19 protein-coding genes are annotated in these 20049 nt (G+C 65.1%); 13 read left to right on the plus strand and 6 right to left on the minus strand.

The genetic code is table 11. From position 1 onward, the window contains the following. The first annotated feature begins 24 nt into the window (after window positions 1-24). Together KJJ24_RS05990 and KJJ24_RS05995 are read left to right on the plus strand one after the other, a co-directional pair. Window positions 25-711, plus strand: a complete 687-nt coding sequence (locus KJJ24_RS05990) for a response regulator transcription factor (protein ID WP_214342429.1) — start codon at window positions 25-27, stop codon at window positions 709-711. Window positions 712-730: 19 nt separating this feature from the next. Then, window positions 731-1534, plus strand: a complete 804-nt coding sequence (locus KJJ24_RS05995) for a hypothetical protein (RefSeq protein ID WP_214342432.1) — start codon at window positions 731-733, stop codon at window positions 1532-1534. A gap of 14 nt (window positions 1535-1548) precedes the next feature. On the opposite strand, the gene selD is transcribed toward KJJ24_RS05995, so the two are convergent. Genes selD through KJJ24_RS06010 form a run of 3 tightly spaced genes read right to left on the minus strand, consistent with a single transcriptional unit; the run spans window position 1549 to window position 5385 of the window. Beyond that, complete coding sequence (selD, locus tag KJJ24_RS06000) at window positions 1549-3663, minus strand: selenide, water dikinase SelD (RefSeq protein WP_250544954.1); 2115 nt, start codon at window positions 3661-3663, stop codon at window positions 1549-1551. 3 nt (window positions 3664-3666) lie between these two features. Continuing rightward, window positions 3667-3852 (minus strand): hypothetical protein, encoded by a 186-nt coding sequence (locus tag KJJ24_RS06005; RefSeq protein ID WP_214342435.1) that lies wholly within the window; start codon window positions 3850-3852, stop codon window positions 3667-3669. A 9-nt stretch (window positions 3853-3861) separates the two neighbouring features. Further along, the gene (locus KJJ24_RS06010; RefSeq protein ID WP_214342438.1) at window positions 3862-5385 is read right to left on the minus strand and encodes a TolC family protein; all 1524 of its coding nucleotides are present in this window, start codon (window positions 5383-5385) and stop codon (window positions 3862-3864) included. A gap of 66 nt (window positions 5386-5451) precedes the next feature. Between KJJ24_RS06010 and KJJ24_RS06015 the strand changes: the two genes are divergently transcribed. From KJJ24_RS06015 to KJJ24_RS06030, 4 genes are read left to right on the plus strand one after another with little or no spacing between them, the layout of a single operon-like run. Further along, window positions 5452-6621 carry a hypothetical protein gene (locus KJJ24_RS06015; RefSeq protein WP_214342440.1) on the plus strand — a complete coding sequence of 390 codons (1170 nt, stop codon included), beginning with the start codon at window positions 5452-5454 and terminating at the stop codon, window positions 6619-6621. After that, window positions 6618-6803, plus strand: coding sequence for a hypothetical protein (locus KJJ24_RS06020; RefSeq protein WP_214342443.1), 186 nt, complete (start codon window positions 6618-6620; stop codon window positions 6801-6803). Before KJJ24_RS06015 ends, KJJ24_RS06020 begins: the two co-directional genes overlap by 4 nt. Continuing rightward, a complete protein-coding gene (locus tag KJJ24_RS06025) occupies window positions 6793-7929 on the plus strand; it encodes an FUSC family protein (RefSeq protein ID WP_214342446.1) in 1137 nt (378 codons plus the stop codon). Before KJJ24_RS06020 ends, KJJ24_RS06025 begins: the two co-directional genes overlap by 11 nt. Beyond that, window positions 7926-8495 carry a potassium channel family protein gene (locus tag KJJ24_RS06030; protein WP_214342449.1) on the plus strand — a complete coding sequence of 190 codons (570 nt, stop codon included), beginning with the start codon at window positions 7926-7928 and terminating at the stop codon, window positions 8493-8495. Before KJJ24_RS06025 ends, KJJ24_RS06030 begins: the two co-directional genes overlap by 4 nt. Here the strand turns inward: KJJ24_RS06030 and KJJ24_RS06035 are convergent. From KJJ24_RS06035 to KJJ24_RS06045, 3 genes are read right to left on the minus strand one after another with little or no spacing between them, the layout of a single operon-like run. Further along, window positions 8492-9706 (minus strand): diguanylate cyclase, encoded by a 1215-nt coding sequence (locus KJJ24_RS06035; protein WP_214342458.1) that lies wholly within the window; start codon window positions 9704-9706, stop codon window positions 8492-8494. The genes KJJ24_RS06030 and KJJ24_RS06035 overlap by 4 nt on opposite strands. Further along, a complete protein-coding gene (locus KJJ24_RS06040) occupies window positions 9703-10671 on the minus strand; it encodes an ABC transporter substrate-binding protein (protein WP_214342462.1) in 969 nt (322 codons plus the stop codon). Before KJJ24_RS06040 ends, KJJ24_RS06035 begins: the two co-directional genes overlap by 4 nt. After that, window positions 10668-11672: an ABC transporter substrate-binding protein gene (locus tag KJJ24_RS06045; RefSeq protein ID WP_214342465.1), complete on the minus strand. Its 1005-nt coding sequence runs from the start codon at window positions 11670-11672 to the stop codon at window positions 10668-10670. The genes KJJ24_RS06040 and KJJ24_RS06045 overlap by 4 nt, the downstream gene beginning before the upstream one ends. A gap of 83 nt (window positions 11673-11755) precedes the next feature. Here KJJ24_RS06045 and KJJ24_RS06050 point away from each other — a divergent pair, with 83 nt between their 5' ends. The 7 genes from KJJ24_RS06050 (at window position 11756) to KJJ24_RS06080 (ending at window position 20048) form a co-directional block, all read left to right on the plus strand. Continuing rightward, window positions 11756-13489, plus strand: coding sequence for a bifunctional diguanylate cyclase/phosphodiesterase (locus KJJ24_RS06050; protein WP_214342468.1), 1734 nt, complete (start codon window positions 11756-11758; stop codon window positions 13487-13489). A 55-nt stretch (window positions 13490-13544) separates the two neighbouring features. After that, on the plus strand, window positions 13545-15395 hold the full coding sequence (locus KJJ24_RS06055; RefSeq protein WP_214342470.1) for an EAL domain-containing protein: 1851 nt from the start codon (window positions 13545-13547) through the stop codon (window positions 15393-15395). 43 nt (window positions 15396-15438) lie between these two features. Beyond that, entirely contained in the window at window positions 15439-16572 is a 1134-nt protein-coding gene (gene pyrC, locus KJJ24_RS06060) for a dihydroorotase (protein ID WP_214342472.1), read from the plus strand. A gap of 72 nt (window positions 16573-16644) precedes the next feature. Further along, a complete protein-coding gene (locus KJJ24_RS06065; protein WP_214342475.1) occupies window positions 16645-16947 on the plus strand; it encodes a hypothetical protein in 303 nt (100 codons plus the stop codon). 102 nt (window positions 16948-17049) lie between these two features. Further along, on the plus strand, window positions 17050-17223 hold the full coding sequence (locus KJJ24_RS06070; RefSeq protein WP_214342478.1) for a hypothetical protein: 174 nt from the start codon (window positions 17050-17052) through the stop codon (window positions 17221-17223). Window positions 17224-17337: 114 nt separating this feature from the next. Further along, a complete protein-coding gene (locus KJJ24_RS06075) occupies window positions 17338-18384 on the plus strand; it encodes a phycobilisome rod-core linker polypeptide (protein ID WP_214342481.1) in 1047 nt (348 codons plus the stop codon). Window positions 18385-18710: 326 nt separating this feature from the next. Continuing rightward, on the plus strand, window positions 18711-20048 hold the full coding sequence (locus KJJ24_RS06080) for a carbohydrate porin (protein WP_214342484.1): 1338 nt from the start codon (window positions 18711-18713) through the stop codon (window positions 20046-20048). The last annotated feature ends 1 nt before the right edge of the window (window position 20049 follow it).

Raw genomic sequence — 20049 nt, forward strand, 5'->3', positions numbered from 1 at the left:
ATGGCTCAAGCCACTGTCTGAGCGATGGACTTCACGCCCTATCTCGACAGCATGAGCAGCGGCAACCTCGACGAGGTGCTGCTCTCAGTGGCCGTGCAGGGCAAGGTGGCACTGGCGCTGAAAGGGCGTTTTTTCCTGCGTTGCCTCTGCGACAGTTTCAGCGATCCCTCGCGCATTGGCTGCGCCGTAACCGATGAGGAGAGCTGCCTGCGTTATCTGCAGCAGGAGAGCTACGAACTGCTGATCTGCACGGATTTTCTTGAGAGCGGCAACGGCTTTGAGCTGGCGCGTCGGGCGCGGCTAGCCCAACCGCAGCTCAAGGTGGTGGTGCTTGCCCTCGGTGATGCCATACCGGTGGAGTTCGCCGAGGCCAGTTGGCTCGAAGCGGTGGTCGCCGAAGCGGATTTGATCGAGGATCAGAAACCTCTGGAGGCGGCGATCATGGCGGTGATGGGCCATCACTCCTATCGAAGCCCGTCGTTGCGTTCCGGCCAGTTGCCCTATTTGAGCTGTCCGCGGCTCACTCCACGGGAATACGAAGTGCTCGACCATCTGGCCAGCGGCCTCACCGACCGCGAGATTGCTGAGCAGCTGGTGGTGAGTGAAGAAACAGCCCGCACCTACACCAAGCGCCTGTTGAAAACCCTCGACGTGAATAACCGCGTGCAGGCCGTGCTCAAAGGCATGCGTTGCGGCATGGTGCAGATCTGAAGAAAGCCTTCTCCAGTCCATGCACCAACGACGCGTCGCCCTGATCCCCCTGGCAGCGGTGGGCCTGGGCACTGTTATCGGTATGCAGGCTCCTCAGGCCCAGGCCGCGCAGCCCAACTGCCCGGCGCCAATGCTGGGGCGCTACGCCGTGATGGGGATGGGCGTGCAGCCCAGCCAGGCCGCTAACGCCACCAACACCCCCACGGCCCACCTGCTCGAGGAGCGCTGGCTGGCCGGCGGCCAGCTGCAGGGCAGCGTGATCGAGCGCGTGGGCCGCAGCGAGCGCCAGGCGAGCTACAGCGGTACGGCCCGGATGACAGAGAGCTGCGTGCTGCAACTGGAACGCCGGCTGCCCTGGGGCACCGAGCGTAGTGAGGTGATGCTCGACGGCAAAGGGCGCCCGCTCTACAGCCTTAACCGCAACAGCGGCAGCGTGATCACCAGCCGCTGGCTGCCCATGGCGCCGGGCAGCTGCAAGGCCGCCGATCTCAATGGCCTGGTGCTCAGCAGCCAGGTGGGCCTGAGCTGGAGCAACGGCGGCTGGAGCCCCAATGCCGTGGTGCAGCGCGAGCAGTGGCGCGATGGCAGCGTGCAGGGGTTGGCCCTCTCCAGCTATGGCGGTGTAGGTGAAACCGCCACTTACAACGGCAAGCTCAACCTGGATGCCAGCAGCTGCTGGGGCAGCCTGAACGAACGGGATGCGAAGGGAACCACCTACACCTACCGGGCCCTGCTGGTGAAAGGGCGCGCCGGTGCGCGGGGCTACTTCTACCTGCAACGCGATCCCAACGACCTCACCGCTGGCTGGCTGGTGCGCGACTGAGCCACCCGCCCCCCTCAAAGCACCCGGCCGATCAGGGCCGCCTGACTGAAGCCGGCGGCCCACACCGCCTGCAGCGCTGCCGCTGCGCGGTCAGCGGGCAAGGCTGCCAGCAGTGGGCCGCAGGTCTGCGGATCGATCCAGAGCTGCTGCTCGGCGGCCGTGGGCGTAGCCGTCACCGCCACAGGGCCAGTGGGCGCAAGCAACGCCAGTGCCCTGGCATTGGCGGGAGCAAGGCTGCTGGCCAGCCCCTGCTCAAGCACGGCCAGGGCACCAGGAAGCGCTGGGATCGCAGCTGGATCCAGCTCCACCCGCTGATGCGCTGCAAGCATCTCGCCCAGATGTCCCAACAACCCGAAACCCGTGACATCCGTGCAGGCCTGGCAGCCATGGGCCGCGAGTAACTCCACCAAGGGCGCCTGGCTCTGTTGCATCACCGCGAGGGCGGCATCGATCCAGGCCGGCTTGGCGGCACCGGCCATCGCCGCTGCAAACAGCACGCCACTACCGATCGGGCGGGTGAGCAGCAGCCTCTGGCCGCTGCATAGGGGCCCCTTGGGCCAGTGGCGCGCGGGCGGCACCACCCCATTCACCGCCAGGGTGAGGGCCAGGCCTGCTCCATCGCGCCCCTCCAGGGTGTGCCCCCCCAGCAACACGGCCTCCAGGGGATCCAGCACCGAGCGCACCCCCGCCAGGGTGTGAAACAACAACTCTTCCTGAAGCGGCGCTGCAGCCTCGGGCAGGGTGACTACCGCTTGCAGGCTGTGCACACTGGCCCCGCAGGCCCAGAGATCGCTGCAGGCATGCAGGGTGGTGAGGCGGGCGTTGAGCCAGGGGTCATCGAGCAGAGCCGGAAAGCCATCCACGCTTTGCAGCAGCAGCTCACCGTGCGCATTGAGATCCAGGCGGGCGGCATCCTGCGGCGGCGGCGCCACGCCCTGCGGATCGAGGCGCGTGAGTGCCGCCTCCAGGGGTGCAGCCGGCAGCTTGGCCGCGCAGCCGCGGCAGGCCATCGGCTCCGCTGAGGCCGTCATGGCCCGGGCGGGACGAAAGCCCTGCATGAACTGCCGATCGATGCGATCTTTCCAACGCCACAACCAGCGCGACGGGCCAACACTCCAAGGGCCGTAAAAAGCGAGGGCCCGGGGCGCCTCCAAGCCCAGGCAGCCGCCATCACCGAGCAGCTGCAGCGCCCAGCGCTGGGGCCGCCAGGGGCGAAGCGGCCGCTGGGGCCGGCCCAGCTGACGCCGCAGGTTCTCCGCCAGCAAGGGCGCAGCTCGCACGGCCCACACCCCCGCGGCAGGCCTGGGATCAACGGCGAGCACAGCGCAATCACCGCAGGCGAACAGCTGGGGCTGACCCTGCACCTGCAAGCTGGGCTCCGTGAGCACCCGGCCTGTGGCCGCCTGCACTGGCAATCCACTGGCGGCCAGCCAAGGCGGAGCCTCACTACCGGTGCAGGCCAGATCAGCGGGGATGCCATCCTCCACGCCCCAGCGAATGGGAATGTCGGCGCGGCGCAGCAGTTGCGCTGCGGCGGCGTTGGCCGCCGGCGATCCCAGCTGCAGCTGCCGAGCGCGCACCAGAAGTTCCGGTGCCAAGCCGCGGGCCCGCAACGCCATGGCCAACTCCACAGCCGCAGCCCCGCCGCCTCGGATCCGCAGTGGCTGATGGTTGCGGTGCTGCAGCCGCTGCTCCAACCAGCCCAGAAAAGGCTCCAGTGGCTTCACCAGCTGCGGAGCGCTCGAGCTGGGATCACGCCAGCGGGTCTGGCAGCCCACATTCAGGCTCAAGACGTCAAAGCGCAGCGGCGGGCGATCCGCCAACTGCAGCAGCTGGCCCTCGGGATCCACACCGGTGATCTCGGCCTGGAGAAAGGTCACGCCCGCACGGCGGCACAGATCCCGCAGATCAATCGCGCAGGCATCGCGCGGATAGAGGCCAGCGACCAACCCCGGCACCATTCCCGAATAGAGCGCAGTACTGGTGCGGTTCACCAGAAACACCGCCACCGCTTCAGGCTTCAGCCGCGGCCGCATGATCCAGCGGCGCAACAGCAAGGCATGGGTGTGGCCGCCACCGGCAAGCACCAGCAAGGCTCGAGCCGGTGGTTGCCGCTGCGGAGAGCGCAAGGCTCAGTCCACGTTCAGCTGACCGTCGTCATCCCAGCTGAGCAGGGAAGGCAACCCATCACGGCCATGGCACGAGCCCACCCGGGCCACCGTGGAGCGGCCATTCACCAAGGGAATCAAGCGGCCGAGCTGCTCGGTGATCCGCTCGCTGGCTGGCGGCGTAATGGGGGGCTGGGCCTGGTCAGTCATCACATCACTTTAAAGAGATGCGGGGGAGCCGCTCTCCGCAGCCGTGGTGCCGGTTTCCAGCTCTAAGCCAGCGCGGCTGAGATTCCAGCGGTGGATCGCCACCGCTTCGGCGGAGCGGGCCGCCTGGAGGTTGCGTTGCGCGATCAACAACTCGGTGATCGGAGCAACGCCAGCCCGGTAGCGCAGCAGTGCATCGCGCACAGCCTCGGCACCGGCAGCGGCGGCAGCCGCTGCGGCTCGCATTTGCGGCCCGGCGGCCTGGTGGCTGGCATAAAAGGTTTCCACCTGCTGAGTAATGGCCTGCTCCGCAATCTCGATCGCCAGCTCGCTCTGCTGAGCGCGGCGCTTGGCCAACGCAACGGCCTCGCGGGTGAGGCCGCCATCAAACAAAGGCTGGCGCAGCCCCAGCACCGCACCCCAGTCGTAGAAGCTGCCGGACACGCTGCCGCTGGTGTTCACGGTGGGGAGGTCAGGGCCTGCGGCGCCGTTCACCGAAACCCGGGGGCTGGTGTTGAGCACGGGCACGTTGAGCCAGTCGCCACTGATGCCCCCACCCAGCAACAGCCCGAGCTGGGGCATGCCCGAGGCACGGGCCACCTGGATGCGGGCGAGGTTGGCCTGGCGCTGCTGATCCAGGGCCTCAAGAGCCGGCCTGTCCTGCAACGCCCGTTGCAGCGTGGGATCTAAAGCGAGCGTCCAGGCCGGGCCGGGCCGTAGGGGGTCCTGAAGGATCACCTCCTTCTGCGGCGGCAGATCGAGCTGGCGAGCCAGGGCACTGAGGGCGATCGTGCGCTGCGAACGGGCTTCCGCCAAGCCCTGCCGGTCGGTTTCCACCAGGGCCTCGGCCTGGAGCGTGTCGATGCGCGCCGCCAAGCCTTCGCGGCGGATCGCGCGGGCATCGCTGAGCAGCCGCGTTGATACTTGCAGCGCGCTCTCCCACACGGGGATCAGCGCATCGGCGAGCTGGGCGTTGAGATAGGCGGTCTGGATGGCGAAGCGCGTGCGCCGTTGCTGTTCACTTCCCTGCGCTTCAGCGGCCGCCACACCAGCCCGCGCCGCCTTCTGCAACGGCCCACGGCTGAAATCGATCAGCGGAACCGTGAGGGCAAGGCCCACATTCACAAAGGTGTTCTGCACCACGGCGTAGCCGTCGCCGCCCAGCTCGAAGTTGAGGTCGCCGATGGCGGGCAGGTTGGAGATGAAGCCGATGTCGGTACCCACCTGGCCGTAGGTGCCCAAGCCCACCAGATCGAGCTTGGGCATGAAGCGGGCGCGCGCCAGCCCCTGCAAGGCCCGGCTCTCATCCACCACCAGCCCGCTGTTGCGCAACGCCAACGACTGGCCCATGCCGAGCGCGATGGCCTGATCAAGCGTGAGCGCCAAGGGCTGCTGTGGAGCCTCAGCCTTGGCGCTCGGCCTAGGTGCCGCCTGGGCTTGGAGCGGCATGGCGCCGGCTGGCCTCAGGGCCAGAGCCGCGAGCGGGCTGAGCACCAGGGCAAGACCGTTAAAGCGGTGGCGCGATCGGCGGCGCAAGCCTTGAAAAACTAAATTGGCCAGTACCCTACCCGCTGTAAATAGCGCTCCAAGCTGCGGGGCTCGATGGCGGTGGTGAGCGAACGCATCCCCCAGCTCCTACCGATCACCGCCGTCAGCGCGGTGTGTGTCGTGTGGGCGATCGCGCCATCCGTGCCGGTGAAGGTGGAGGGCAGCGCGGTATTGCTACCGCCTGAGAGCCGTGTGGGGATCTACGCACGCTCACCCGGGCAGGTGCAGGAACTGCACCGGCAGGTTGGCGATCAGGTGCGGCAAGGAGAGCTGCTGTTAAGCATCAACCGTATCGATCAGCAGGCAGCCGGTGGAGGCGCCGTGGGTCCCACCACCAACGCACTGCTCGATCAGATCGCTGCCCTGGATCGCCAAAAAAACACGATTGAGTCGCGCATTGGCACCCTGCGCGTCGCCAATCAGCCGGTGGGGCTCCAGCTCAAAGCCCTCGAAAACCTTCGGCGCGACGAAGTGATTCCCCGCTACAGCCCGCTTTGGGTGGGTGCCCAGGATCTGTATCTGCGCAACGAAAGCCTGATCAAGGAGCTGCAAGCCCAACTGGCGCAGCTGGATGCCACCAAGGCGGAACTGCAGGCCCAGCGCAACAGCCAATCGGTGCTGGCGCCTCGTGACGGGATGCTGCTGGGACTGAGCGTGAACCCAGGCCAGGCCGTGATTCCTGGCCAACGGCTCGGCACGGTGGGGCTCGGCCCGGAACCACGCGCCGGCGCCAAGGAACGCACGGCGATTGCCCTCTTCAGTGATGGCGACATCGCCCGGCTGCGCAAGGGCATGGCGATCCAGCTGGATCTGCAGCTGCAAACCCGCGACCGCTACGGCGGCAGCTCCCAGCGCTATGGCCTGGTGGAGGGGCGCATCGTGGACATCTCACCAGCAACCGCCGATCTAGCCGAGGTCTCGCGCACGGTGGGCGATCCCGCCCTGGCCAGCAGCCTGATCGCCCGCAGCCGCCAGGCCGCCTTCGGTGAAGGCGGTGATCCATTGGCGGTGCTCCCCGACAAAGCCACCTCACCGGTGCGGCTGGTCACCGTTGAACTGGAAACGGCGAACACCCCCTCCGGCCTGCGCTGGAGTGCCAGCCAAGGCCCAGACATCAGCCTAGAGAACGGCACCCCAGCCAAGGCCGAGGTGCAGGTGGAACGGCGCCGGCCCCTGAGTTTCGTGCTGCCATTCCTACGCTGGCTCGGGGGGACAGAACGATGAATCACACCGTGCAGCGCTGGCTCAAACCCTGGCGTCAGCCGGCCCCTTGGCTCGCGCTGATTCTGCTGATCATCACGGCCATGAGCCAGCCGCCCAGGCTTTGGTTCTGGCTGGCCCTGCTCCTGATCGTGCTGCTCGTGGGCTGGGTACAGGCCCTCAAACGCCCTGGCCATGGCGGCTGAAGCTCCCGCGGGGAGCCTGAGCCTGGATCTGCGAGCCGCACTGGTGATCGGCCTCGCGGCAGCGCTCAGTGATGCCGCCTGCCAAGGCATCGGGCTCAGTGGTGAATCGATCGCCTACGGCGCCCTGATCGCGGCCCTGGTGGTGCGGCCGGATTTCAGCCGTTGGCCGCTGTTGATCTATCCCGTGCTGATCGTTCTGGTGGGGATCTGCCTGGCGATCGGCGTGAGCCTTGGGCTGGGCCTTTCGGATGCACCGCAGGTCTTCGTGTTCGGCCTGGTGGCGGCCCTAATGCAACTGATCACGTTGCTTTTACCCAGCAAATTGCGTCTGCTGAGCGGCGTGGTGGCCTGCGCCGGAGTGCTGCCACTGCTGGGCACACCCAGCTGGGAGGGCTGGCGCGACGAGATGCTCGCCATCGTGATCGGCCTGCTCACAGGCACGCTCCTCCAACTCACCTTCACCCCGGCTGAGCTGAAGCAACCGCCCGAGGAGAGCCGTGCAGAGGCTGAGGATCCACCTCTGGCGGATCGCATCCGCGCAGGCCTTTCCTCACCCTTTTTCTGGCGCAAGCTGGTGTTCGCCAGCCTGGCCTATGCCATCGGCCTGGGTGTTGGAGCCGTCACCCCCAAATACCTCTACTTCGGGGTGGTGCTCCTGCTCAATGACAGCATCGGCGCCACCCTGGCGCGGGTGCGCGATCGCATGGTGGGCGTGAGCCTCGGTGTGCTGATGCCACTGCTCGTGTTCAACACGATCGGCCTGAGTGAGCTCTCGATCGGGCTGGTGATGGGCGGAACCGCCGCCCTGCTAGCCGCCCTCAACCGCCGCAGTTACCTGCGCACCGCTCTGATCTCGAGTGGTGTGGCCTTCATTGGCTACGGCCCCTTGGTGGCTTGGTACATCCCCCACCGCTGGATCGATTACCTGATGGGCTGCGCTCTGGCGCTGGCAGTGGGGCTGTTCCTGTTCCCGAATTCAGCGCTGCGCCGCTTTAATCAGCTCTCCCTTGCAGCGGGCAATCCCAGCGTGCAACCTCAACTGCAAGCCCTGCAGCCTGCCGCCGCCGAAGAAGCCCGTTGGCTGGGGTTGCCGGAGCCGCAGCTACCAGCACCATCGCGCCCATGAACGGTTTACGCACCCGGCACCTGCGGCGCTACGCGCCGGCTGTGGGGGGTCTGATCGCCCTGGCCATCCCCTTGGCCCAGCGTGCAGCCGCCGCGACCACAGCCGTGGCCTGCACGAGCCCCGGTGCCGGCCTGCAGTTGCTGATCAGCGCAGCAATGTTGATGCTCACAAGCTTGTTGCAGCTTTGGGTCACCACGTTGCTGATCGAGCTGAACCACCACCAGCCGCTGATGCGGTGGTGTGCCCCCAGGGCTGATCGGCGGTTGTTGATGGTGCTGATCGGTGTGGGCGTGATTGCCCTGGCCCTCCTGAGCGACATTGTGCTCTGGGCCGTGCTCTTTCACAGCCTGGAGCTCTTACCCACTCTGGAGGAGAGCTTCTACTTCAGTGGCATCACCTTCACCAGCGTGGGGTATGGCGATGTGATGTTGCCCCCCTGTTGGCGCTTGCTCAGCGTGGGGCTGGCGGTGAATGGGTTGCTGATGGCCGGCTGGAGCACAGCGCTGTTGGTTCACCTGGTGCAGAGCTCGATGGCGATGCGGATCCAGAACCACAACAAGCCCTAAGCGGGTTGCATGGTCCAACCCTTGGGGTGCGAACGCTCCAGGTCCATCACTTGGTTGCGCCCCTGATCCTTGGCCACATACAGGGCTGCATCGGCGGCCTGGAGCAGTTCCCCGAGCTGACGGCGGCCACCACTGCCGCACTCCACCATGCCGATCGAGAGGGAGAGCTGGGGCTCCCGGCCATCGGCCAGGGTCCAGCGATGGGAGGCCACCCGCTGGCGGAGGCGATCCAGCAGGTCGTAGGCCTGGGATGCGGAGGCCCCTACCAACAGGGCGAACTCATCACCCCCCAAACGCCCCACCAGATCGCCACGGCGCACGGCCGAATGGAGATAGTCGGCCATGCGACGGATCACCTCATCGCCGGCGGCATGGCCGTAGGTGTCGTTGATGGTTTTGAAGTGATCGATATCGATCAAGGCCACTACCCAGGCCTGCTCACCCACACCAGGCAGGGCAAGCCGTTGGCTAGCGGCCTCCAGAAAGGCCCGGCGGTTGAGCACCCCAGAGAGGCTGTCGGTCTGGGCGAGGCTGAGTAATTCCGGCAGCACCTGGCGGCGTACCACCAACACCAGAGCACCGGCGGTGAGAAAGAGCGGCAACAGCCCGGCGAGAAACACCAAACCAGTGAGGCGCGCCGCCTGCCCCACCAAGGGCTGCAGATCCATTTCGATCACCAGCAGGCCCTCTTGGCCAAAGGCCGGCAAGCCTTCCAGCGCCAACGGCGTGGGCAACACCCGAATCATGTGATCCCCCCCGATCAGCGGGAAGGGGCCATCCACAAGGCTGGTGGCCCGTTGTCCCTGGCAAAAACCGCGACTGACCCTGGCGCTGAAACACAGCTGCAGGTGTTGCGGCAGATCCCCTAACCCATCAGCGCTGGTGAGCTGCCGCACGTTGCGACCCACCACGGCGTTGTCGCTGGCGGCCAGTACGCGGCCTTTGCGATCGAGCAGCAACGCCGAGCGCAGTTCACGGGAGGAGGCCGCCATCTGCAGCTGCCGCTGCACTTCATAGATGGGCTGAAAGCTGGTGAGGCTGCCGGAGAGGTCGCGCTCGAGAGCGCTGGCGTGCTTTTCAGCGTCCTGGAGGGTGGCCTGCAAAACGAGCACACCGCTCACGCTGGCCAACACAGTGGATCCCAAAGCAGCCGCCGCCAGGGCCAGCCCGAACAAGCTGCGGTTCACGCGTTCACGCAGAAGCCCTTTCATTGCGCCAGCTCCGGTGAGAGCGTGGGCAGGGTGAGCTGGTCGGGCAGACGGTTGGCCTGACGCATCAGCTGCTCGAGCTGCACCAGGGTGCGCTGCACTGGCCCCTCGGCAGCCAGCAACACCGCCTGTTGCGCTGGATCGGGGTAGCGGATCAAGCGCTGGGAGCGCAGGAATTGCTGGGGTGTCGCCCCCTGGCGCTGGGCCATCAGCGCAACCGCCTCTTGGGGTTGCTTGGCCGCGAGCTCCCGGGCCGCCCACCAGGTTGCGACCAGAGCCCGCACCAATGCCGGATCATGGCTAGCGAGCTCCGGGCTCACCGCCAGCACATCCACCACCTCGCCTGGAATCTCGCGGGAACTGAACAGCACCCTCCAGCGGGGATCATCCAGCAAGCGATCGCTGTGGGGTGCGTAGGTGACGATCGCATCGAGCGAACCGCGCTCGAGCTGCGCCACCAACGCCTTGGGCCCCTCGTAGCGGAGCGTGAGATCGGACAAGCTGAGCCCATGGGGCTGCAAGGCGCGAAGCAACAGAAATTCGCCGAGCACACTGCGCTCCACCCCCACCCGCTGCCCTTTCAACTCCTTGCTCGTGCGCCAGCGGGCTGCCGCCACCAGCTGATCAGCTCCATAGGATTCATCGAGCACCAACACCAAGGCGGGACAGCGTGCCGGTGCCTCACGGCAGATGGCGATCGCCTCCGGAAGGGTGGTGGCGATCGCGTCCACATCACCACGGCTGAAGGCCTGGCGCTGATCCTGCAGCGAGCCAAATTGATCCACCTGCAGGCTGTAGCCGAGCGGCCGATCCAACCCCTTGCGGCTGGCGAGATAGAAGTATTCGTAGGCCGGCCAATCCACGATCGCCAATCGCACCTTCGGCTCGCGCCGGAACAGCCCACAGGCCGCCAGAGCGGCCACACCGGCCAAAGCTGCAACCGCCAGCAACCAACGGGCACGTGTCATTGGGCAGCCTTCACAAACCGAGCCGACACCGTTGGAATCGGCGCTTGCTCCGGCGTGAGCTTGAGCCGTTGCTGCACCGCTTGCACCGCCTGGAGATTGCGAGCCAACACACCCCCGGGCTGCAGCATCGGCAACTGCTGCTCCAGGCTGAAATAAACCAGCCCCTGCTCGGCCTGGCGGTATTCCTCTGGGCTGAGCTGCTCGCGTTGAGCAGCCAGGGCAATCGCCCGTTCGGGATCGCGCCGTGCTGCCTGGTGGGCCGCGGCCCAGGCGCGGATCAGGGCCGTCACCGTGTCGCCATGGCGGCGCAGAAAAGTGGGGTCCACCGCCAGCACGTCGAACACCTCGCCCGCAATGGCACTGCTATCGAACAGGGTGCGCGAGGCACCATCGCGCGCGGCGTAGTCGCTGTAGGGGGGGAAAAACACAGCCGCCTTCACCTCGCCACTGCGCAAGGCATCGGGCATCTTGGCCAAGGGGATATTGCGCAATTGCACGTCGGTGAGGGCCAGGCCCTGCTGCTCCAAGGCCCGGCTGAGCACATAGGGCCCCAGGGTGGAGAAGGTCACCGCCACCGATTGACCCTTCAGCGCCTTGATGGAGGGGATGGCGTTCGCTACAGCGATCTGATCACCACCACGGGATTCATTCAGGATCAGCACGATCTCGGGGCAACGGCTCGGTGCCCGCCCGCAGAGATCCACCGCCTCCACCGTGGTGAGCTGCGCCAGGGGCACTTCACCGCGCAGGTAGGCATGCACGATCGTCTGCGGATCGGGGAACTGCAGCGGCCTGATCGTGATGCCGGCCTGTTGATCCAATCCAAGCTTGTGGGCCAGATACATGTATTCGTATCCAGGCCAGTTGGACACCGGCACATCCACGCTGGGCCGGCCCCAACGACAAGCTCCCAAAACTCCCAACGCGGCAGTGATGCCTACCACCGCGAGGCCGGTCCGGCCAATCCGCCGCAGCGGTGCGGGAAGGGTGCTGAAGGCCATGTCCCAGGCTAGGGAGAAGCCCTCAAAAAACAACAGCCATTAACCCTGATACTCCCGGTCCAGACAGGGTTGATGCGCTGCCTATGCTCAGCCGCATGAGCCCTGAGGAGTGTTCAGAGCTGATCGAGCTGCTCAGCGAAGCGGAGCACTTGCAGCAATGCGGCAGCTGGCGCATTGATCACCGCAGCGGATCAATGCTGTGGTCTGCTCAGTTGCACCGTTTACTGCAGAGCGACCCCAGCCAGAGCGTGAGCTTCGAGCAACTGCTGGATGCCATCCACCCCGACGATCGCAACCTGGTGGCTGCCAGTGTGCGTCAGTCATGGTTGAGCGGTAGGCCTTACCAACTCGAGCACCGCCTGCTGCTCCCCGATGGCCGCATCAACTTGGTGCTGCACCGCGGCACCACAACGTGCGATGAGCGCGGTGCCGCGCTCTACACCCTCGGCACCCTCCAAAACCTCAACCATCAACGCAATCTGCAGCTGGAGCTGGAGCACGCCACCCAGACCGATGCGCTCACGGGGCTACCGAACAGGCTGGCTTCCATCCACTATCTGGAGCAGCGCATTCGTGAGCTTCCCTACAACCGCCAGGTAGCGATTCTCTGCATCGACCTCGACAATTTTCAAAGCATCAATGACAGCTTTGGGGTTGATGCTGGCAACCAGCTCCTGCACTGGTGCGGCGAACACCTACGCCTGCGCCTGCAAGCCAGTGATTGGCTTGCCCGCCTCGACAACGACACCTTCCTGGTGGTGCGCAGCGAGAACATCGGCAACCTCGCCGAAGCGATGGAGCTGGGCCGGCAGCTGCAGGACTGGCTGCACCAGGTGGTGCCGCGGCTGGAGACACCGATGCCAGTGCAGCTCAGCGCCTGCGTGGGAGTGAGCATCGCGCCTGACCACGGCAGTGATCCCTCCAGCCTGTTGCAATGGGCCAACACCGCTCTCACCGAAGCCAAGCGCCAGGGCAAGGGTGGGCTCAGGGCCTATTCCACAGCGATCAGCCAGGCGATCCGCGAAAGCCTGGATCTTGAGCAGCGCCTGGCCCGCGCCATCGATCGCAAGGAATTGCATCTGCACTACCAGCCTCAGTGGGATCGTGGGCGGCGGTTGATCGGCGCTGAAGCGCTGCTGCGCTGGCACACCCAGCGCGGCGAAGACATCCCGCCCCAACGCTTCATTCCTCTGGCAGAGCAAAGCGGATTGATCCGCAACATTGGTCGCTGGGTGATCGAGCAGGCCCTGGCGCAACTGCATTGCTGGCAGCGCTCAGGGGTACACCTGCCGCTGCTCGCGGTCAATGTGTCGGGCCAGCAGCTGGATCCAGAGGAAGAACCTCTCGATCAACTGTTGCTCGGGTTGTGCGAGCAGTGGGCGATCCCGCCAACGCAACTGGAGGTGGAAGTCACAGAAACAGCGTTGATCAGCAACCCCGATGCAGCCGCCAACACCCTTGCCGCTCTAGCTGAAGCGGGCGTACGCCTCGCAATCGACGACTTCGGCACCGGCTACTCCTCCCTGGCCAGCCTGCAGCGCCTGCCACTGCAACGGCTGAAGATCGACCGCTGCTTTGTGACCGACCTCCCCAACAACGCCTCTGATCGCAGCATCGTGAAGGCCACGATCCTGATGGCCCATGAGCTGCAGCTCAGCTGCCTGGCCGAAGGCGTGGAAACAGATCGCCAGCTCCAAGAGCTCCTGGCCCTTGGCTGCGACAGCTTTCAGGGCTTTCTGCTCGGCAAACCGATGCCGGCCGTCTCGCTGGAGGAGCTGATCAGGGGTGAAACGACAACCTCCCCAAATGGGGCCTGACAAAGATCTTCATCCTGCTTAGGGTTTCACCAAAGCTTGCGCTCTCCCTGCATCCATGTTGCAGGCCCCCATCCCCTCCAACGACGCGGCACGTCTGCAGGAACTGCGCAGTTACGGCGTGCTCGACAGCCCGGACGAGCAGGTTTTTGATGACATCGGCGCCCTCGTGCGCGACATCGCGCATACACCGATCGGCATCATCTCGCTCGTGGATGAGAACCGTCAGTGGTTCAAGAGCTGCATTGGCCTGGATGCCAAAGAAACCCCTCGCAACATCTCGTTCTGTGGCCACACGATCCTGCAGCGCACGCCGCTGATCATTGAAGACGCCCTCAACGACCCTCGCTTCTGCGATAACCCTCTGGTGCTGCAGGAACCGCACATCCGGTTTTATGCAGGCTTCCCGTTAATCGCCAGCAATGGCCTGGCCCTCGGCAGCTTGTGTGCGGTGGATCAGCAGCCCAGGCAACTACAGCCCCACCAGATCCAGGCCATGGAACGGCTGGCGAGGTTAGCCGTTCAGCAGATGGAGTTAAAGCGCCAAACTCGCCTCCTGGCCCAAGCCCATGAGGCACGCCAAGAGCAGGAGCCCCACAGCGAATCGCTGCGGCTCAGCAGCGATTTGTTCACCAGCAAAGAGCAACTGCTGAGCATGGTGGAGCTGATGCTCAGCCAGAGCAACCAGGCCTGCTTCGGCATCATCCGGCTTGAATTCAAAGACCTGCGGCGCATCGCTGGGGCCCTGGGGGAAGCGACAGCCGGCGTGTTACGCGAAGCGCAACGGGAACGCCTGGGCCAGGCGCTACCCGAGAACGCGAGCTGCTGCGAACTCACGGATCAAGAGTGGCTGGTGCTCGCTCCCTTCCTGGCGACAGAGGCCCAGTTGTGTGAGCTCGCCGCAGCCATCACCCAGCAACTGCATCCACCGGTGGGCATGGGACAGCAGCTGCTCAGCTCTCCGGTGGCGGTGGGTGCAGCTCTCGTTCAGGGAAATTACGGCAACGCCAACGATCTGCTCAGCGACGCCGCCATCGCCCTGCGCAATGCCGCACGGCGTCCGGGCAGCCATTACAGCTGCATTGATCTAGCCAGCCGCATTCAGGCTCAGCAGGATCTGGAGCTGGAATCCGAGCTGCGGCGGGGTTTACGCAACGGCCAGCTCGAGCCCCATTTTCAGCCGCTCTTTGATCTCAAAACCCAGCAGTTCAAAGGGGTGGAAGCGCTGGCGCGCTGGCGCCGCAGCCATGGAGAGCTGGTGATGCCAAGCCTGTTTTTGGCGGCTGCAGAACGGGCCGATCTTCTGGGCCAGCTTGATCTGCAGATGATCCGCCAATCGATCACAGCCAGCCACGCCATGGCGCGGGTGAAGCCTGACCAGGAGATGGTGCTCAGCCTCAACCTCTCCAGTGCCTTGCTCGAAAGTGCCGCGCTGCTCGAGGAGCTGTTTGCCCTGATCGACACACAACCGTTACCCCAGGGCTGGCGACTGCAACTGGAAATGCTCGAAGGCAGCCTGCAGCAAGCCGATGGAGACATCGCCCAGACGCTCAACCAGCTGCATGAGCGCGGCGTGCTGCTGGCGATCGACGATTTCGGCACCGGCTATTCCTCCCTCAGCCGCCTCAACCGCTTCCACTTCCACAGCCTCAAGGTGGACATGAGCTTTGTGAAGCTGCTCGATGCACCGGAGCAGCCCAGCAATCGCATCCTTGAGGTGATTCAGGCCATGGCCGAAGCCCTCGATCTGCACACCACCGCTGAAGGTGTGGAAACCGAAGGCCAGCGCCAATGGCTCGAGCGCCATGGCTTTCAGTGGGGGCAGGGCTACCTGGTAGCCAAGCCCATGCCCCTGCAAGACACCCTCAACCTGCTGCACACACACCAGGGCGCCGCCCTGCCGCTCTGAGGCACAGACTGGACACCAAACAGTTGCGGGGCCGATCAAGGCGATGGCAGTGAGCAGGCCAGGGCAGACCCTCACCATCCGCAGGCCCGACGACTGGCATGTACACCTGCGTGATGGCGACACGCTTCAGGCGGTGGTGGCCCACACAGCCCGGCCATTTGCACGGGCGATTGTGATGCCCAACCTCAAGCCGCCGATCACCACGGTGGAGCAGGCCAGGGCGTATCGCGAACGGATCCTGGCGGCCCTTGAGCGCAGCGCCGGCCCTGCGGTTGCTGCAGGCTTTACCCCCTTGATGACGGCCTACCTCACCGAAACCATCGCGCCCGAGGAGCTGGAGCGTGGTTTTGGTGAGGGCGTGTTCACCGCCGCCAAGCTCTATCCGGCAGGCGCCACCACCAACTCCGATGCGGGCGTGCGCGATCTGAACCACATCACGCCGGTGATCCACTGCATGGAGCGCATCGGCATGCCCCTGCTAATCCATGGCGAGGTCACCGATCCAGCGGTGGACATCTTCGATCGTGAAGCCGTATTCATTGAGCGGCATCTCAAGCCCCTGATCGACAACCACCCCGATTTGAAGGTGGTGTTGGAACACATCACCACCAGCGATGCGGTGCAGTTTGTGCAATCGGGCCCCGCCAACCTGGCCGCCACCATCACGCCCCATCACCTGCATATCAACCGCAACGCCTTGTTTCGGGGGGGGCTACGACCGGACATGTATTGCCTACCGGTGGCCAAACGCGAACAGCACCGGCTGGCCTTGCGTGCGGCTGCCACCTCGGGCAATGCCAAGTTTTTCCTGGGCACCGATTCAGCACCCCATCTGCGCCACGCCAAAGAGAGCAGCTGCGGCTGCGCCGGCATCTACAACGCCCCTTACGCGATCGAGAGCTACGCGCAGGTGTTCAGCGACGACGGCGCCCTCGAGCACCTCGAAGCCTTCGCCAGCCTGAATGGGCCGCGCTTTTATGGCTTGCCCCTCAACGAAGGCACCATCACGCTGGAGCGTTGTGAGCACGATCCAGCGGCAGCAGGCTTGCCCGCCATCCTTGAACTGGCCAATGGCACAGCCAAACCCACCCGCGTGGTGCCCTTCCATGCCGGCGAACAACTCGACTGGCGCCTCCAGGACGCGAACAACCCTTCAACAGCGTTTACGGTGTCTTAATCATTCGGTGCCGAAAAGCACTTGATGCAGCTCGCTGCACGCCGTTACCTTGACGGCAGCAACAGGCTTGCGATGGCGCTGTTTTCCTGGATTACCAGCGTGGAGAGCGACGCCCTGCTTGATGCCCTGGCTGAGCCTCTGCATCAGCTCGGCCTGGTGATTGATCCATCCGTGAGCAGTGCCAGCCAGGTGCTTGCCGCCGATCGCCCCAATTGCGGCCTGCCGATGGCCCAGCGGGTCACGGTGCTGGCCTCCTGGAACTGCAGCCGAAGCCGCGAGGCGCAGCTGGAGGTGCGCAGTTCAGAACCGCAACTGCGCCAAGGCACACGCTGCCAGCGCATCGCCGAGGAGCTGCAACGCGCCCAAGGCAGCTAGGCCTAAATCGGAAGAAATTCTGCGATTGGTAGCTGCTGCTACCTAGGACTGCCACCCCTGATCCATAGGGTCCGCCCAGTGGATTCACAGGGGCAGAGCTCCATGCAGACCCAGGTTTTGATGCAGGGCACCGACGGCAGCTGGAACACCAGCAAGACCTACCCCAACCCTTTGCTGGCCTATATCGCCGCCCGCAAACTGAGCCGCCAGCAACAGCGCTCCTGCCGCACGGTCTGCAGCAGCGGCCAGGTGCTCGATGAGATCCATCCGCTATGAGCCGACCTGCCCAGCGATGCCGTGCAGGCGCGTAAAGACCTCGCAATGGTCTGCTGACAGCATCGATCAACGCCTCTACGGTCCGGCCGGTTTCCCCTAGCGAGCCCGACCGTGATGTCTCTCGTTCAAGCACCTGCCCTGGGTATCGAGCGGTTTGCCGCCGGCCAACGCAAAGAAAGCCGGCCCCAAGCCTCCACTGACGACCAAAACGCGATCATCCGCGCGGTGTATCAGCAGGTGCTGGGCGGCCAATATCTGATGAGCAACGAGCGCCTGGAGGGCGCCGAATCGCTATTCCGCAACGGCGACCTAAATGTGCGCGAGCTAGTGCGCGCCGTGGCCAAGAGCGCGCTCTATCGCTCACGTTTCTTCGAGAACTGCAACCCCTACCGCTTCATCGAGCTCAACCACAAACACCTGCTGGGCCGCGCCCCTCAGAACAGAGAGGAGATGCTGCACCACTTCACGATCCTGCAAGAGCAGGGCTACGACGCCGAGATCGATTCCTACCTTGATAGCGCCGAATACAACCACACTTTCGGCAACGACAGCGTACCTCATCTGCACGGCTGGAGTTATTCGGCGGGCCATGAGGGTCGCCAGTTCTCCTGGCTGATGCAGCTGGCCTGCGGCGCCGCTGCATCGGTGAAAGGGGATGGCAGCGGCACCCAGTTCAAGCTCGGCCGAGCCCTGCACCAAAACCGCCCGGTGCCCGTGGCCGTGTCGGCCGCAAGCCGCTATGCCCACATCAGCACCGATGGGCCCTTCCGCGCCGCCACCTCCAGCAGCAGCGATCTGCCGCTGGCCGATCTGAGCAGCGACCGCCGCATCGATGGCACGCCCGCTTACGGATTCCGCAGCCAGGAGCTGCTGGTTTCCAGCCCCAGCGCTGGCGCCGCCGGCGAAGGAAGCCGGGTGGTCACCATCACCGCCACAGGTATCGCCAACAACCGCTTTGTGCGCCACGGCGCCTACACCACCCGCGTTCCCTTCAGCCGCATGAACGAAGCCCTGCAGCGGGTACTCCGCCAGGGCGGCCGCGTGGTGAGCGTGGTGGTGAGCGGCGAGGGTGAACTGGAACCTGTGACGGTGACGGAGCAGGCCGACAAGAAGCCTGCCGCCCCCACCCGCAAGGGCCGCAGCCGCCAGAAGAAGGCCTGATCCCGCCAGGCAACCGGCACCTCAACGTTGTTGCCACAACTGGCCACACGACAGATCCTGTGGCCACCCCGCACCCCCGCAGGCCATGCGCCAGCAGCCTCTACGAAGGCGTTTTCAAGCTGGGCTAGCGGATTCAGGTGAACCAACGCCTCCATCTTCAGCCCACCTTGCGATGGATCGTCAATCCCAGTGGTGCAGCCGAATCGGTGCTTGAACGTCTGGCGGCGGGAGTACAAGTGCCACTGAATTTCTAATCCGTTTACACGGCACGCCCTTGCCAATCTGCCGCCTGAGGCCAGAGCCTGGGCAGCAACGACCCGGCCGACATGCACCAGCTATGCCATCCAGGCCTGCTGAGCCGCCTGGCGCGCAGATTGGCTGCATCGGCCCTGCTACCCCTCACGGCACTAGCGCCACCAGCGCTCGCTGATCCCAGCACCCCAGCCTCTGGCGAGGTGGAGTTGATTGAGCTGAACAACTCCTGGCCCACGCTGCAAACGCTTTTGGATCTCCCGAACTGGATGGAGCTACAGGGCAGCTTCACCGCCGAACCGCTGTTCAATCCCATCGGTGGACTGCGCTCCGCGGGCAGCTGGATTCAGCAAACCTCCCTCGACCTAACGCTGGGCAGTGGACTGAACCAACCCACCGAACGCTGGGATGAATTCGACCATTGGCGCCTCAACCTCAATGTGAATCACGACGCGGGTGATGCCTACTACAACCAGCAGATCGGCGCCCTGTTTTCCCTGCAGACAGCCGCCAACCCTGTGGGGCTGTATTTCAGCGAAGCCTCCGTGGAACGCAAACGGGGGGATGGCTGGCTCGGGGTGAAAGCGGGGATCCTGCCGCTGGATCCTGAATTCGTGGCGGCACCGGTGCTGAATTTCTACGTGCACGCCTCGCTCAACGACACGCTCAACCTCTACACACCAAACCTGCCGATCGATCCCTTTGCCGCCCTGGGCGGTGTGCTCTCGATCCATCCCAGCGACAGCGTTACCGTGCGCTACGGCTTGTTTGATCTGAGCACCACCCAGGGAATCGGCAAGTGGCTCACCGACTTCCCCGATGGCGTACCCGATGGCAGCGGCAGCGCCCAGTTCCTGCAACTGACCCTCGAGCCAGACGGCTGGGGTGCAGCCACCGCAACCCCGATCGCGGCTTGCCGCACCCCGCAGGGCATCAGCCGGCACGGAGGCACCTGCTCTCAACCGGTGCAGGTGCAGAACCAGCTGCCCGCTGGCTCGATCAATCTGGGTGGGTTCATCACCTCCGAGAACGGTGATGGCGTGTACGGAACAGTGACCTGGCGCAGCGGGCTGCCCCTGGGCCTGGATGATCGCCTCTGGGTGGGCGGCTCCTACACGCCCGACAGTGCCCAGGTGATCGCCACCAGCTTCATCGCTGGTGGCGTGGTGATCCAGGGCCCGCTGCCGGGTCGGCCCCTGGATGTGGCACTGCTGGGCATCGGGCGCGGCGGCCTCAGCAACCAGCTCAGCACCAGCCCCTACGAGGGCATGCTCGAGCTGGGCTACAAGATCCAGCTCAATGAAAGCCTCAATCTGCAGCCCACCCTGCAGTGGATCTTCAACCCCAGCGGCGCCTCTGAACCAGTGCCTGGCATCCTTGCTGCCGGCATGCAGATCGAGCTGAATTTCTAGC

Origin of the sequence: Synechococcus sp. LA31, from assembly GCF_018502385.1 — a bacterium.
Lineage (GTDB): Bacteria > Cyanobacteriota > Cyanobacteriia > PCC-6307 > Cyanobiaceae > Vulcanococcus.

Bases quoted from the DNA above. Each gene is read 5' to 3' on its own strand.
- KJJ24_RS05990 (WP_214342429.1), top strand. From the start codon at position 25: ATGGACTTCACGCCCTATCTCGACAGCATGAGCAGCGGCAACCTCGAC.
- KJJ24_RS05995 (WP_214342432.1), top strand. From the start codon at position 731: ATGCACCAACGACGCGTCGCCCTGATCCCCCTGGCAGCGGTGGGCCTG.
- KJJ24_RS06005 (WP_214342435.1), bottom strand. From the start codon at position 3,852: ATGACTGACCAGGCCCAGCCCCCCATTACGCCGCCAGCCAGCGAGCGG.
- KJJ24_RS06015 (WP_214342440.1), top strand. From the start codon at position 5,452: ATGGCGGTGGTGAGCGAACGCATCCCCCAGCTCCTACCGATCACCGCC.
- KJJ24_RS06020 (WP_214342443.1), top strand. From the start codon at position 6,618: ATGAATCACACCGTGCAGCGCTGGCTCAAACCCTGGCGTCAGCCGGCC.
- KJJ24_RS06025 (WP_214342446.1), top strand. From the start codon at position 6,793: ATGGCGGCTGAAGCTCCCGCGGGGAGCCTGAGCCTGGATCTGCGAGCC.
- KJJ24_RS06030 (WP_214342449.1), top strand. From the start codon at position 7,926: ATGAACGGTTTACGCACCCGGCACCTGCGGCGCTACGCGCCGGCTGTG.
- KJJ24_RS06035 (WP_214342458.1), bottom strand. From the start codon at position 9,706: ATGAAAGGGCTTCTGCGTGAACGCGTGAACCGCAGCTTGTTCGGGCTG.
- KJJ24_RS06040 (WP_214342462.1), bottom strand. From the start codon at position 10,671: ATGACACGTGCCCGTTGGTTGCTGGCGGTTGCAGCTTTGGCCGGTGTG.
- KJJ24_RS06045 (WP_214342465.1), bottom strand. From the start codon at position 11,672: ATGGCCTTCAGCACCCTTCCCGCACCGCTGCGGCGGATTGGCCGGACC.
- KJJ24_RS06050 (WP_214342468.1), top strand. From the start codon at position 11,756: ATGCTCAGCCGCATGAGCCCTGAGGAGTGTTCAGAGCTGATCGAGCTG.
- KJJ24_RS06055 (WP_214342470.1), top strand. From the start codon at position 13,545: ATGTTGCAGGCCCCCATCCCCTCCAACGACGCGGCACGTCTGCAGGAA.
- pyrC (WP_214342472.1), top strand. From the start codon at position 15,439: ATGGCAGTGAGCAGGCCAGGGCAGACCCTCACCATCCGCAGGCCCGAC.
- KJJ24_RS06065 (WP_214342475.1), top strand. From the start codon at position 16,645: ATGGCGCTGTTTTCCTGGATTACCAGCGTGGAGAGCGACGCCCTGCTT.
- KJJ24_RS06070 (WP_214342478.1), top strand. From the start codon at position 17,050: ATGCAGACCCAGGTTTTGATGCAGGGCACCGACGGCAGCTGGAACACC.
- KJJ24_RS06075 (WP_214342481.1), top strand. From the start codon at position 17,338: ATGTCTCTCGTTCAAGCACCTGCCCTGGGTATCGAGCGGTTTGCCGCC.
- KJJ24_RS06080 (WP_214342484.1), top strand. From the start codon at position 18,711: ATGCACCAGCTATGCCATCCAGGCCTGCTGAGCCGCCTGGCGCGCAGA.